The organism is Virgibacillus sp. 6R (genome assembly GCF_001895305.1).
Taxonomy (GTDB): domain Bacteria; phylum Bacillota; class Bacilli; order Bacillales; family Amphibacillaceae; genus Virgibacillus; species Virgibacillus pantothenticus.
Genome location: NZ_CP017762.1, coordinates 394,626 through 409,445 on the forward strand (window position 1 = coordinate 394,626; position 14,820 = coordinate 409,445).

Annotated in this window: 14 protein-coding genes; 4 read left to right on the forward strand and 10 right to left on the reverse strand. The window is 33.2% G+C overall.

Features of this window, described 5'->3' with window-relative positions; genetic code table 11:
- Positions 1-842 precede the first annotated feature (842 nt).
- From BKP57_RS01915 to BKP57_RS01950, 7 genes are all read right to left on the reverse strand, one after another.
- A complete protein-coding gene (locus BKP57_RS01915) occupies positions 843-1,670 on the reverse strand; it encodes a sugar phosphate isomerase/epimerase family protein (RefSeq protein ID WP_050353251.1) in 828 nt (275 codons plus the stop codon).
- 543 nt (positions 1,671-2,213) lie between these two features.
- A complete protein-coding gene (locus BKP57_RS01920; RefSeq protein ID WP_050353252.1) occupies positions 2,214-2,690 on the reverse strand; it encodes a thermonuclease family protein in 477 nt (158 codons plus the stop codon).
- Positions 2,684-2,983, reverse strand: coding sequence for an IS3 family transposase (locus BKP57_RS23340; protein ID WP_072740913.1), 300 nt, complete (start codon positions 2,981-2,983; stop codon positions 2,684-2,686). Before BKP57_RS23340 ends, BKP57_RS01920 begins: the two co-directional genes overlap by 7 nt.
- Before the next feature lie 1,115 nt (positions 2,984-4,098).
- On the reverse strand, positions 4,099-4,731 hold the full coding sequence (locus BKP57_RS01935) for a class I SAM-dependent DNA methyltransferase (protein ID WP_050353253.1): 633 nt from the start codon (positions 4,729-4,731) through the stop codon (positions 4,099-4,101).
- Between the two features lie 18 nt (positions 4,732-4,749).
- A complete protein-coding gene (locus BKP57_RS01940; RefSeq protein ID WP_050353254.1) occupies positions 4,750-5,802 on the reverse strand; it encodes an LLM class flavin-dependent oxidoreductase in 1,053 nt (350 codons plus the stop codon).
- 4 nt (positions 5,803-5,806) lie between these two features.
- Positions 5,807-7,069 carry an ATP-grasp domain-containing protein gene (locus BKP57_RS01945; protein WP_050353255.1) on the reverse strand — a complete coding sequence of 421 codons (1,263 nt, stop codon included), beginning with the start codon at positions 7,067-7,069 and terminating at the stop codon, positions 5,807-5,809.
- Positions 7,070-7,072: 3 nt separating this feature from the next.
- On the reverse strand, positions 7,073-8,269 hold the full coding sequence (locus BKP57_RS01950) for an ATP-grasp domain-containing protein (RefSeq protein WP_050353256.1): 1,197 nt from the start codon (positions 8,267-8,269) through the stop codon (positions 7,073-7,075).
- A gap of 158 nt (positions 8,270-8,427) precedes the next feature.
- Here BKP57_RS01950 and BKP57_RS01955 point away from each other — a divergent pair, with 158 nt between their 5' ends.
- Both BKP57_RS01955 and BKP57_RS21830 read left to right on the forward strand, forming a co-directional pair.
- Positions 8,428-9,702, forward strand: coding sequence for an MDR family MFS transporter (locus BKP57_RS01955; RefSeq protein ID WP_128743507.1), 1,275 nt, complete (start codon positions 8,428-8,430; stop codon positions 9,700-9,702).
- 366 nt (positions 9,703-10,068) lie between these two features.
- Positions 10,069-10,425: a hypothetical protein gene (locus tag BKP57_RS21830; RefSeq protein WP_128743509.1), complete on the forward strand. Its 357-nt coding sequence runs from the start codon at positions 10,069-10,071 to the stop codon at positions 10,423-10,425.
- A 641-nt stretch (positions 10,426-11,066) separates the two neighbouring features.
- Here BKP57_RS21830 and BKP57_RS01970 read toward each other — a convergent pair.
- From BKP57_RS01970 to BKP57_RS01980, 3 genes are read right to left on the reverse strand one after another with little or no spacing between them, the layout of a single operon-like run.
- A complete protein-coding gene (locus BKP57_RS01970; RefSeq protein WP_050353260.1) occupies positions 11,067-11,714 on the reverse strand; it encodes an ABC-2 transporter permease in 648 nt (215 codons plus the stop codon).
- Position 11,715: 1 nt separating this feature from the next.
- Positions 11,716-12,561 (reverse strand): ABC transporter ATP-binding protein, encoded by an 846-nt coding sequence (locus BKP57_RS01975; protein WP_050353261.1) that lies wholly within the window; start codon positions 12,559-12,561, stop codon positions 11,716-11,718.
- The gene (locus tag BKP57_RS01980) at positions 12,548-12,940 is read right to left on the reverse strand and encodes a GntR family transcriptional regulator (protein WP_050353262.1); all 393 of its coding nucleotides are present in this window, start codon (positions 12,938-12,940) and stop codon (positions 12,548-12,550) included. The genes BKP57_RS01975 and BKP57_RS01980 overlap by 14 nt, the downstream gene beginning before the upstream one ends.
- Before the next feature lie 400 nt (positions 12,941-13,340).
- On the opposite strand from BKP57_RS01980, the gene BKP57_RS01985 reads away from it, so the two are divergent.
- Positions 13,341-13,628, forward strand: coding sequence for a hypothetical protein (locus BKP57_RS01985; RefSeq protein WP_050353263.1), 288 nt, complete (start codon positions 13,341-13,343; stop codon positions 13,626-13,628).
- 333 nt (positions 13,629-13,961) lie between these two features.
- Positions 13,962-14,510 (forward strand): ribonuclease FAU-1 family protein, encoded by a 549-nt coding sequence (locus tag BKP57_RS01990; protein ID WP_050353264.1) that lies wholly within the window; start codon positions 13,962-13,964, stop codon positions 14,508-14,510.
- Positions 14,511-14,820 lie beyond the last annotated feature (310 nt).

The window sequence follows — 14,820 nt, forward strand, 5'->3', positions numbered from 1 at the left end:
ATGCCACTAAAAACAGGGGTATGCCGACGCCTGAGCGGCAAACCCGTTTTTAGTCGGCCTTCCTCTTAGAGACGAACCGATGAGGCCTTATCGTAGGGCGCATTTCTAAAGTCGCATCGTTGCTGAGCTCATGCGCCGAGCGTGGCTATGCGGTTATTTCGTTATCCACTAGCACCTCATTTTATTCTTTCTTATCTTTTGAAAAATACTCACCTGTTTCGTCTCGACTTACTTTCGAACCCAAAACTTCTGTCGCATCGTCGAATAAAGAGCATGGTAGATATTTGGATAAAAGGAGTTTTCACTCATCTCCCACTGATTGTTAGAGGAACGAATCGGGTATTTAGATGCTGTTATCTCCCACTTAAACTTGTTGATCTACAGATTATCCAACTCGTAAAGTCGGAGTCTTACAGCACCTTATTACGGTAATAAAGTGATTGAAGAAAATTTTCAATCCGATGAACTCCATTCAAAGACAGAAAAGGGAGATTATCATCTTTATTTTAAAGTGAAAACGGGGGAAGGGTTAATTGATAAGTTGCTTGTATGAAGCACTGATAAAATTCATTTCCAAAAAGATATCCATTTATATTTCCAACTAAGCCTACAATCAGTAGACTTAGTTGGAAACATGAAAAAATTTACCTTAAAAAGGAAATCACGCAAATTGCTACAGCCAAGCACCCCTCGTGTCCAAGTGAGGCATTGTCAATATGATATAAAACTCATTGTGTTTACATGTAGGGAAATAAACTAATTTATACTCTCTTTGTATCAATCATCCAACCATACAGGTGTTGCAAATGACTAACGTAACAAACGAAGCATCAAGCATGTTATCATTGTTTTTCCTTCACTAAATGATGCAGCCAGTTAATCCCTTCTTGTACAAATTTTCTGGAGGGATTGGAATGAGGCGTATGCTCCAAAACGAAAATAATATCCTCTATACGAGCAAGCTCTTCTATAATTTTCTTAACTTTATAATATTCCCCATCTTTCTCATATGTAGGGTGAATGGGTATCCAATAATAGTTCCCATCCTTACATTCAACATTATGCAGATGTACTACTTTTATATGATCCTTCCATTTGGAAATATAGGATAATGTTTTTTCTTTTGTACCTAGTAAATAATCTCCAATATCTATGCATAGCTTCACATTGTATTTTGCCCATCTTTCAACTGGGAATCGGTGTAATAATTCAATATTTACAGCCGAGCGATTCAAGCCAAGCTTTGGCTCACAAACAATCGAAATATTATACTTCCCTTGAAGTGCATGTAACCGAGCCAAGCCGCTTTCTATTTTCGCAAAAGTGTTTTCTTTATTCTCTGCTTTAAAATAAGGAAAATGCACTAATACATATTCTGCACCTAACTCCGACATCTTTTTCAGTTCCTTGTCAAACTGTATCCAAGCAGCTTCCGGTTCCATATGAACATGCTGTAAAAGATCATATTTACTTCCTTTACGGTATAAAGGAGAATGCAATCCAAAACTTAAACCGTGTTTATTCTTTATCGTAATAAATTCTTCAAAGGCAACTTGATTAGGAAATTCTCCAATTTCTATATGATCAACAAAATCATAACAAAACAATTCTTCAAGCTTAGATGGGTCTGTTAATATGGTACTGCCTGAAACACCACATTTATAGGCCATAAAACCACCCTTTAGATTGGTATTCGTAAATGTGAAAAACTTTTAGTTAAGCAAAAAATTATTTGAACATGACAACGAATAATTTAGGCAATTATGAACAAAACTTTACTTGATTCCATAGTATCGTACTTGCCTTAAGTGAAGCAAGAATTCCTTATCTCTCTAAAAATAGCTTACAATCAAAAGTCAGACAAACGTAATGTAAAAATATTAATAAAGGATAGACAGATATAAAAGCTTCAAAAGATATTGAAGAAGCTATCCATTGGTTAGTTAAAAATAATGATAAAGGTTTATTGGATTGGTGGGTTGGAACGTTGTACATAAAACTTGGTCAATAAAGTGAATCTTCCATCAGTGGGTGTTTTCATTCATCCCCCACTGTTTGTTAATTATGTAATCGCGGTATTCCCCGTCCTTTTACGAAATCGAGTATTTAGGTGCTGTTATCTCCCATTTTAGACTTGTTGCTGTACAGATTATCCAACTCCTGAAGTGGGAGTCTTATTGCACCTTATATACGGGATAAAAAACCGCTGCCTATTATTCAGCAACCGACATATCGAATCCATTTTCTGTCACGTAGCAGTTGATGCTCCATATCTTTACTTTATCCTCTTTTGCCTCTACTTGCGCATCTTGAAATTCATCTAAGTATTTCGTATTTGGTTCATAGATATAAGCGACTCGAGCATATCCTTCTTCAATGAGTAGCTGGTTAAAGTTAACATCATCTATCCAAACATAACCAAGCAATCGATCATACTTATCGGTTTCAGGATTGCCTAACTCTAATTTCACTTTTTCCCCTTCTAACTTTTCTTTTGCAAAGCTACTTGCTTCCTTTGCAAATAGCTGTACAGGCTTGTTCGGATGGACGCTTTCTTTTATAACGAGCGTGTCGCCATCAACTACTCGCTCGACTATCACCTCATTTGCCTGTAATTTTTGTGCAAACAAGGAATCCGTTATTTCTTTAAGTAATTCTTCTGCATCAGTGAAAATAAATAACCCTAACAAAACATCACAAATATCAATAATGGAAAAAACAAATAGGAATCGATCTTCACCATGAATATACCGTATTTAATATCCGCCTCCCAAAGTTGATTGGATTCAGTAATCGTGTGATTTCGAGCCAGTTTTCTAGGATGTGAAACTCTTTTCCTTCTTTGAGGGCGCAAGATATCTAGTTCTTTACAGAGACGATACACCTTCTTTTTATTGATTTTTAGTTCATACTGACGGCGAAGGATTACAATTAATTTGCGGTAGCCATACCCGTTACACTCTCCAGAAATAATCTCTAACAAAAATTCTTTATTTGTTCATCAGCTATTTTCTGTCCGTCCTCGTTGATGGAGAAGCTGGTGCAGGATGACCCTCACTCACTTGCTACTCGTCCACACGATAATTCTTTCGGTAATAGTAGGTGGAACGAGGAATTTTCAATATTATTAATACCAATGTGATGACATATCCTTTTTGAATCCATATATCGGCTACTTCCATTTTTTCAGTAAGTGAGGTTTTTGGTTTTTTATAAGATCTCGTAAAATGGCTATTTCAAGATCTTTTTCGCCTCATATTTTTTTAGTGATCATTTTCATTCGAAAGATGCTTGGAATCGAGGTCTGGAACAGTGATTACATCAATATCTCCATATTTGGCGCCTTTGTACTCTTGAACCCATCTTGTCATCATGTTGGGATTGAGTTCATATCGACGTGCAACAACAGATGTTTTCCCTGTCTCCATCGCTTCTTTTATTACTTGTATTTAAATTCTTTAGAATAACTTGTACTCTTTCATCCACTAATCCAGAATAGGCTTAAGGATCCATCACAGGGGACTTTCGCTTTTGTTTCTCTTTTTTTAAACTCATCTTGATTGGTATATTTCTTTACAGTATAAGGGTCCCCCCATTCTCCTGCCTATGCTGGCAAAAGTTTCACCTTTTTGATTTACCTCATCTATTTGAGACACTGCTAACATCTCCTAATATACTCCTATCGAACGTTGTTGGTTCAACGAGGAGTTTAAAGTTATTTGGAGGAGTTGGCGAGTGGCTCATTTAATTTATGTATGGGCTCGTAAGGCCATACATAAATTAAATGCCAATAACTACATTATTAGTTTTCCATAAACAGGTTCCTTCTAATAAACGATAGGACAAATTAAGTAACTGAATCTACTCTAGCAATTCTAAAATAATGGGTTAGTAATATTAAACATAAGCAATTCTTTTTACCCGTCACTATATTACTCTTACCATACTGGAAAGGAATATATCATATGACGTCTGCATTACCTCTAGTAATATCTAACGAAAATGGAAAAGGTTCAAACCATATTGATTTGAACCTTGAAATATTGTAAAAATCTTATCTGTTTGAAGTTTTCCTGAGCATTTTAACGTTGGATTAAGTCATTTCTGAGCTTCCATTATCCAAACATAACTATTGCACTTTGTGAATTCCACTTTAAATCCATTACTAGCAAAAATCTCTTCCAATTCAGGAATTGTACAGTAATACTCCTGAGTCAAATCTCTATATACATTATTGTGACCTTTTCCCTTTGCCTCTTCAACTGCTAGTTCATATGACTCTACATTTTCAAATACAACATCAGCAAATAATATTTTCCCTTTTGTATTCAGAGTGGTTAAAAATTTCGAAGCGGAAATACTCTTATCTTTATTGTTTAGGTGATGAAATGCAAAACTGCTTACTATACAATCAATGTCTTTTAAATCAGGGTAAGAATCAAAGTCACCATCAAAAACTTGAATGTCAGGAATTTTTTCTTTCGCTATCTCCCTCATCGCTCTAGATGGATCAACACCAATCACTTGCAATTTTCTATCAATGAGCTTCAATGTTAGATTACCTGTACCAACTCCGAATTCTAATACATTTCCAAATGCTTTATCGGCAACAAGATTTAGTATTTCATCATACTTATAAAAATATTGGCTATATTCATTTTTTTCACAATGAACTGTTTCATCATATGATGTTGACCATTCATCAAATACAGATAAAAATTCCTTTCCCATATAAATCACTCTCCAGCATTATGATGTCACTGATACTTTTATTAATTCAATTACCTTACCAACATTTTCAACCTCTTCCATATACGGGTAGCCAGTTAAACTAAAGTAATCTATCTCTACACTGTGATAATCCATTATTTTGTTTGCAACTTCTTCGTAAGAACCATAAATTGTTGCAACCGGTCCAAACCTTACTTGTGCTAATCCTAACCATAGGTTTTCCTCTAGGATGAAATCTTTCTTAACAAGATCCATGTAATCTCTATTGCCAAGCGCTTTACGTTTTTTGTATAATTTTTCCATTTCTTTTAATTGTTCATCAGTTACACCGTGTAATAACTTTAGACAGTCATTATAAGCTTCCTCCTTACTTTCCCTTGCCACTATATTAATTCCCATTCCAAACTTAATTTTTCTGTTAAAATTATCTTCGGAATACTTTTTTGCAGCAATAACGTATTCGCTAATTTTTTCAACTGTATCTCCAAACGTTAAATAATAGTCATATAGTTCGCTTGCGATTTTCATGGCTGGCAATCCGCCCCCTATAAACATTTTAGGAGGGCGAGAGAAGCTGGGATTAACGGTAGCTTTCTCATACTCAAAAAAATCATCTCTATGTGCATGCTTACCTTCTGAACTCAACAGTTTTTTTAAAGCTCTGGAGAAACTTTGTAAATGCATAGCCTTTTTCTCTGGCTCTGGAAACCGATAACCTTGCATAAGTGCATCTTTAGGAGTCCCTTGTACAACATTCAACTTTACTCTATTTTTATTATTGTCTAAAGTGCTTAACATTGTTGCTAGTGTTTGAGGCGAAGTTATACCCGGTCTATAAGCTATAAGTGTATTTAATTTATTTGTTTCTTGAAGGATATAGGACGCTGTAACAATAGGATCCATACATCTAGGATCAATAGGAATTAATATATCATTAAAACCTGCTGATTCTGCCTTTTTTGCTATCTTTACTATGTAGTCAATGCTGGGCGGAACCATAGGTTCTGGGGAGTTCACGTATTCATAGTCACCAGATGTAGGTGCAAACCAGCTAAATTCAATATTGTTCAAATTTTTAGCTCCTTTCCATACTCGCGAGTACATATGAAAAATTCACATTATTATTAATGTAATCAACTGTGTTTTCAATGTTCTCATTGGAAGTATCTCTAATATAAATTTCGGCTAACTTTTTAAAAGTATCGAAGGGATTATATGTTACAATTTCTCCTGGCCCAGTAAAAATAGAACCAATAATGTTATCAGGAAGCTGATCTAGACCCGAAATACCTCTTATAATAATATCCTCTTTAGCTGGAAAGGGGATTATAATCATTGCAATTAAATCATTTACCAAATCATTTTTATGCACCCTTATAATTTCCTTTTGGGTATCAAATAAATAACTTGCTTTTACCAAATCAAAATCATAAGCTCTTTTAATTAACTTACTAATGCCCCCACCGGGATATCTACCGGCAATTTCAAGGAAATGGAATTCCTCATTATCTACGAAAACTTCGAGGTGAAATACCAACGAGTCTATCTTAAATACCTCTAATACTCTCTTTGTGAAGTATTGAGCCTTCCTCACCAATTCCGAATCGCTTTGGATAATGGTACATAAATCTCCATTGTTTGAAACATAGTCATAGCAATTACCGATTTTTTTGGATACTGAGAAAAACTTCATTTCATTTTCCTGAATGACTCCATCAAAATGCATAATTGGATGTTCTAAATATTCCTCTATTAATACTTCTGAATTGTTTTGTATCAACATTTCAATATGGTTAGTGGCTTCAACTATTTCTTGAGTAATTAGAACACCATAACTAGCTGCTTGATTAATCGGTTTTATCACTATCTTTCCATATTCTCTTAAGAACTGAGTTATTTCTTCATGATATGTATCAACATCTACTAAAGTAAAATTTGGAGTAAGTATACCAGAGTCAAATATTTTTTCTTTCATTTTATATTTATTGCGTAAAAAGATTGCTTCTGATTCTTTTATCCCAGGTATGTTAAATCTGGTTCTAATCATGGCTGCACTCAGTACCGTGTGTTCGTAAGTGGTAACTATACTACTAAATTGACCGTGTTTTTCTATTAAGCTTGATACAACGTCATAAATCACATCAATATTATTCTCAAAACAGGAGACATCAAAATTATCAGGTGTATCAATGTAAAATGATTCTATGTTCTTCTGCATTTCCTTCGGGATAGCAGATGCTTCTAAATCTGTAATCAAGAAATAACTGTTATGCTCTAGGTCTAGAAAATCTATAACGCTGTTTAAATCTCCTAGAATTAAAACGTTTTCTTTTTTCATCAATTACTCCCCCTTTATTGCGTTAAGTTTGAAAGAGTTTCTTAACATATTCACTTTATTTTTCAAATCTTTTTCTGAGTTACCTATAATAGTGAAATCTGCTATCGAAGCTACCGAATTATCTGCTCTTTTTATCACATCACCAGGCTTTCCATTTATGCTCTTAAAAAGTACCCAGTCAAAGTTGAACTCATCTTCATTACTGATTTCAGTTATAATACCTTCTTTTTTGTGTATAACTACCCATCCTGCATATGTGTCTTTGGCTTTAGGGATTGTTATTTCTTCCTCTAATTGAAGTCTTACATACGTTTCGGTAAGATCGACTCCATAAACGTACTTTACAGAAGGTATAACGCCTGCGCCGCCGGATCGAGCACCTATTTCACAAAATACGATAGAATCTTCTTCGCTATCATAAAACACTTCTAAATGTGTGACTCCATTTTTAAAATTAAGGGCAGAGATTACTTCTTGATTAAACTGTCTCATTTTTTCGATTAGATCAGAATCATCTATCATAATAGATGCTAAATATCCATCCACGGAATAATTTAAAGTTGAATTCAAGTAACGACTAACCGAACACACCTTTACTTCACCATTAAGGACAACTGAATCACAGTGATACATATCTCCTTTAATGAACTTCTCGATTTCATACTGATTACTAAGATCAAGTTCTGGTATATCGGAAGCACTGTTCACTATAAATGTATCTTTGGTTCCCATGCCGTCTATGGGTTTTATAACAGATTTACCGTATTTCATTACAAAATTTTCTGCGTCTTTTTGATTTGATATTTTTTCAACATAAGGCACTGGTATACTATTTTCTTTAACTTTGTTTTTCATACTGATTTTATCTCTAAAATTCTTAGCCATTTCTATGTCCATTCCAGGCAAACCGTACTGAACTCTTTTGGTTGCTGCTAATTCCATATATCTTTCAGTTACATTTATAATTTTGGAAAACTTGTAATTCTTATAAAAAAATTCAATTGCATCATCTACTGCATCCTTATTATTTAAATCACAAATTACAACAGCACAATACTTATCAACAGGAAAATCAAATTTAGTTTCATGGGACTGTAAAATACATAACTTCTCTACGTTCTCAAATGGATAACCAGAATCGTTGTAGACCCAATAAGGAAACCTATTTATTAATAAAACTGCATCTTGTTGTATTTTCAATTGTACCCCCTCCTATTAAATGAATCATCTAATATTTTTGATTTTACTGCAAATCACACAAAATCACAATTAAACAACATTTTTTGAATATTATTGTAATAAAGCGATAATATATCATTGTGTAAATTTTCGGATGAGTGTATACTCTTTTTAGAGAGGTGAGGTTTATTGTTTTTTTCCAACTACATAAAAGTATTCAATTAAGATTAGCATCTTCTTTTTTAGCCATTTCTGTAGGCAGTATGATTTTCCCATTTATGGCTATCTATTTTTCAAATTATGTTGGGGGAGTATTAGCTGGAATATTACTTCTGATAAATACTATCATATCAATTATTACGACTTTATACGGTGGATATCTATCTGATCGGATTGGAAGAAAAAGGATTTTAGTGTTTGGTGAGGCATTAATTGCAATTAGTTTTGCTTTTATGGCTTTGGCAAATTCCCCTATACTATCATCTGTATGGCTAACTTTTATTATGATGCTGTTAAACAGCTTCGGTAATGGTTTGATCCGTCCTGCTTCAGATGCAATGTTAATTGATGTTAGTACACCCGAAAACAGAAAATTAATGTATAGTGTAAGCTATTGGATTACCAACTTATCCGTTATGATTGGATCAATAATCGGCGGGTTATTCTTCAAAACACATTTGTTCGAAATGTTTCTAGCGATTACGTTTATTTCTTTAATTCCTTTTGTCATAGTTACTTTCTTTATCTCTGAATCATTTAAACCGAATGTCGAAACTTTAAAAGAAAAATCAGTGCTAACCAACTTATACATTAGTTATAAAAAGATTATTAACGACAGAGTTTTTATGTTCTTCACTTATGCAAGTATTTTGTTGTATTCTATTATGAATCAAATTACTAACTATATCGCAGTAAGATTAGATCAAGAATTTCCAAAAATGCAAATCAACTTATGGAAATTGAACGATATCTATATAGATGGTCTAAGAATGGTGTCAATCATTAATGTTGAGAACACAATTGTTGTATTAGTTTTCTCTATTATGTCTATAAAACTTCTAAAAAAATATAATGCTGATTCTATATTTTATTTAGGGATAATATTATTTGTGGGAGGAATTTCAATCGTCACCATCAGTAAATCTTTCTGGGTGATTTTAGTTGCAGCTTTAATCTTTTCTATAGGAGAATTGCTATACGTTCCAACGAGGCAAGCACTATTAGCTGATATAGTACATGAACAAGCAAGAAGTTCGTATATGGCCATGAATAGCCTCTCCATACAAATTGGAAGAATAAGTGGATCTCTAGGAATAATTCTTGGGGCAATAATAGGTTCCTGGGGTATGTCGGCTTTATACATAGTCTTGGGTATCGCCACAATTCTTCTCTTCAAAAAATCTATGAGATTGTACAAGTATCATAAATCAAAATATGAATTGAGTAATTTATAAAATCAATTATATTTGGGAATTGTAGTATGGATTTACACCAATAATTCGAACACAAATAGTTAAGTTAAAATTGCTTACTAATTATAAGCTTGACATTTACCCTCTGCGGGTATGAGTTCTTGCCTAGAAGTCATGCCCGCCTCTCCAATTAAAGCCGTGCGTTGTGAGTGTGAATTGGGAAAATGAGGCTGACCATCTGTCACAAATACAATATCAGCATTTTAAAACGACTTTCATTAATAACTTCTAAAGACTTTTTAAATGGAAGCATAAAATCCGTACCACCACCTAAGAAATTTTCACTTAGCTTTATCATAACCTTATTTTCGATTTTCCCTTTTAAATACTGTTGAACCTCTAGCTTTTTTGAGAATAATAAAAACTTGTCCATCAGGGCAGTTTGAAAGAAGTGGTGTAATCCTGGGAAGAGAAATAGAAAAATTATTGCCTTTAGAGCTTGCATTATACAATTATATAAATACACAGCTGGATTTTCTAAGACGTTATACAGAAGGTCAAACCATGATGTATAATGATACAAAAAAAGCAAAAGAGGCTTTAGGGAAAGGCCAAATAATTCTTTGTCTCGATAAATCGAGCAGTACGCATCCCTTAGATGCACAATCCAAGGTATTTGCTTTAGCTCTTATGTCCATTCCAAAAAGACAAAAGCGTGTTTTTTGCTATATACCGCCTTCTAATCCTTTTGCTACTTCATTCTAATGTAGATTTAGTTTTATCGGACACTATCATCCTATCTAGATTTGCTAACAGATTCTAATTAGACTGTAAATGTGTAATAAAGCGAATCTTCAATTACCCTCCACTGATTGTTAGTACCGTGATGGTATGCCCTGAAAGCCTCTTACTAAATAGGGCATTATATCCCACTTAGACTTGTTGCAGTAGAGATTATCCAACTCCTCAAGTAGGAGCCTCTCCAGCACCTTTTATGCGGGATAAATAGAACAAATATATGCTCTGCAATTATTAAAAGTAATGAAGTACTTTAACTCCTATCGCAAAAGAAAAAACAGATTTATCCCTTTTTGTGGAAAAAATAAAATTAATATGTAGCAGCTTCCTTCAATAGATATGAACCCTAAGTTTATATCTATACGAATTAAAAGCTTATTAAGTTTCAAAAAATACATATCCATATACTATATTTTCCGGTGTAGCAGTTTTCTTCAACAAATTTCGAATCAAACTCCTAAATTGGGATGAGCATCACAAACAAACCAAGCCAAAACTAAAAAGGCCAAAAACCAGTCAATACCGGATTCAGACCTTATAAAGCTGATACGTAAAGAAATTAATTAACTTTTGCTACGTTACATTTAAACAAACCCGCTTGATTTTATTTAATATTGTTTTTTCTTCATTATTGCTACGGCCAAAGTATAGCCAATACTGAGCCAGATAATAACTAATATAGGAAGTAAGTAAATGAATTGATTTAGTTTTTCCCCTGTAAATATGACACCTAATTCTTGCAGTTTATCTACAACATAAATAAGGATTGCTCCAGGAATAACATAGCCTAGAATTAAAAACATTCGTGCCTTTTCTGCTCCAAACTTTAATAACAATGCAATGGAATTTGTACCAAATATTAAAGCTACGGATATACCAACGATGATCATTTGGCCAATCTCTTTTACATCGATTGTTTGCAGTATATCTGATTGAAATATCACTGCAGCTAAACTTCCTAGGATAATCGAAAGCAGAATTCCAATCATTGTAAACAAAAACAACGTAATAAACTTTCCTTTTACAATATCTTTACGATCAATTGGAAAGGTGATAGCGAATTGCTCCCATTTACTATTATTGTCAATGGCAAACGAAGTGGTACTCATCATACTGCACACAACTGTACCAGCAACCAGATAACCAAGAAAACCTTGAGTTGGTACAATAGCAACCGCCAGAATTAACATCATTATGAATAATCCCCAACCATTATTTACGACGTTATAAAAATCTTTGATAACCAAGCCCTTCATGCTATTTCTCTCCCCTTATATAAATCGACATCATATCATCAATAGTAATTCTATCTATCGTTAACTCAGGATAGGCTTCTTTCATTTCAGGAGCATTATTGATCACAACTTCATAAATTGAATTGGAAATTTGATAAGCGAAAATGACGTGCTTTGGAATATGTTGAAACTGTTTTTCCGAACAACGTATAATACCATAACGATATAACAATTCATCTTTATTTAATTGTAAAATAATTCTTCCATTGTGCATCATGACAATATAATCCGCAATTCGTTCAAGATCATTTGTAATATGGGAAGAAAGTAATATGGAATGCTCTTCATTTTGAATGAATTCTAAAAACAAGTCTAACATTTCCATGCGAGCTGATGGGTCTAAACCACTTGTTGGTTCATCTAAAATTAACAGTTTTGGCGAATGAGCTAATCCAATAATAATGTTTAATTTCATCTTCATTCCTTTAGAAAAATTACCTATCGTTTTATTTTTTGGTAACTTAAAGCGGTCGATTAGGTCAAAATATTTTGTGGAATCCCAAGCTTTAAAAATATGCTTTAAAATCGTATTTATTTTAACGACATCGACCTTTTCATAAAAATTAATTTCATCATAAACGACACTAATTTCTTCTTTTAAGTCCTTATTTAGCCGTTTTCCGAAGAAAAGGACTTCCCCACTATCTCTCTCAATCACGTCCATCATTAGTTTGATCGTAGTTGTTTTACCAGCACCGTTTTCACCAATCAAACCTACAATGTTCCCTTTAGGAACAGTGAAATTTATCCTATCTATGTGAAATGTATCTAATTTTTTGCTTAGCTTTTTTATTTCAATCGCCTTCATCAATATCTTCCCCTTGATTAAAATAGTCTAATAAATCATGTACATGATGAATTGAAATATCTAATCGTCTTGCTATTTTGATGACTGATTGCAGGTGATATTCCAACTTTTTAGTCATTTCTTCTTCAAAAAACACCAAACAATTCTCAGAGATAAACGAGCCCTTGCCAGGTATGGTTTCTATAAACCCTTCTTTGACAAGTTCATCATAAGCACGCTGTACAGTAATTACACTAATACGTAATGTTTTTGCCAAAGCACGTATGGATGGTACTGAACTTCCTGGCTCTAATATCCCCTCCGAAATTTGATATTTAACCTGTTCAACAATTTGTTCATAAATTGGCAATTGACTGTTTTTCTTAATAAAGATATCCATGTTTTCACCACCAAGTGTATCAACTGTACTTATCTGATAAGTACAGTATAAACGCAATTTATATATTAATCAAGAATAAAATATTACAATGAATAGGATGTACTTCCCGGATGATGAAAAGGTAGCAATGCATAACATACTGCCTACTGCTGGATTTTTTATAAAGTGAAGTTCAGTAGCTGGAATAGTGATCTTTGATTATCAAAATATATCTGCCATCATTCACCGTCATTTATAACTAAACCATACAATCTTTTAATATTTGACCATGCCATAGATTTTCTTTTCCACTCCCCTTTTTGGTAAAAATATGATAAAAGTGTTGTTTATTATCTATATTAACGCTATAATGATTTACCAAAGGAAATATTTTTTCATTAACGCAAAAAGGGGTGATAAAATGCTTATTCTCCAAATTTTAGCGGCACTGAGCATTTTGCTATTAGGTAGATTCTTTTTCTTTTCATTTGTGAGAAAAGATCCTTTATATGTATTCATTCTTCGATATGGAGGTTTTATTGGAATTACAGTATTGTCTCATTATTACCTTGGGAACTTTTGGACTTGGGCTTGGATTATCGGATTACCATTGTTAGGTTTACTCGTACACTTTATTTTTGTACGTATTAAAGGTTTCCACTTTTTAAAGCCCGGAGAGAAATACGATAATTATCGTGGCTGGAAATAATAGAAATTGTTATGGTAATAACCTTTTCTGTAGCTTCAAACAGCTACAATTTTTTTCACGCGCAAAATAATTGTTATTAAAGTTATTCTTTTTCCTTATCACGAAAGCAGTATTCCATTGTAATGAATTTAGTTAAACGCCGCTGCTAGAAATGTAGAGGCACATATAACCGAAAGAATGGCTATATCAAACTCTTTTACTTATAAATAGTTAAGTTAATTCAACTAAACCCCATTACGAATTATTACTTATGGTAGTATTACACATGTTAGAATGAATATAAGGATAATTTTTGGTTGAGGATTATTGGATAAAAGAGGGAAATAAATAGCTATGGATAATTGGAACAACACAAACATTCAACTTTTCGATAAAGTAATAGAAAGAAAAATACGGTATGATAAAACAATAGTGGAACACACCTGTACGCTGTTAGAAGCAAAAAATTCAAGTATCGTCCTTTTTCATAAAATAGCTACTTTATTCACGATGGTAACAGACCAAGATAAACTAACTATTCCTAAAGGTAGTTATACATTAGCCTACTACTGGAAGTATCGACCGTTTAATTTATACATTTGGAGAAATGAAAATGGTAATTATTTAGGCTCTTATTTTAATATCGTTAAAAATACATGTTTAGTTGATAATTTGCTCTCCTTTGAGGATCTAATAATTGATGTTCTCGTTTTTCCTAATGGAGACTGCTTTATATTAGATGAAGATGAGTTGCCTAAACCATTAGCTCAGTTTGAGCATGGTTTTGCCCTCCAATCATTAAACTCATTAATTGGTAATATTGATTCTTTTCTTGGACAAACTATTTCGAACGCTAATATGACCTTTCCACATAAGAAAATACTTCCTTTATTGAACAGTTAATTAAATGTAATTTTTAAATTTTGTAAAAATTACCACTTAACCTTTGAAAGGTGTCCGAAGAAAACCATCTGAATTACCAGTATGAATCTCCAATTTGGTATAAGTGAAAAAAAGCAATGAAGGGTATTAATAAGCATTACCTGACGGAGACATTGTAACATCTCAAAATCATCAAATAGAACTTAGACTTGACGTTAAACATCATACTGTAATTTTTCACTTCGTCTAACAGATACTACATTTTTATTATCGCAATCAGACGCGATGATTTTCTCATGCTTCAATACTTCCTACTGGACCTCATGCGATG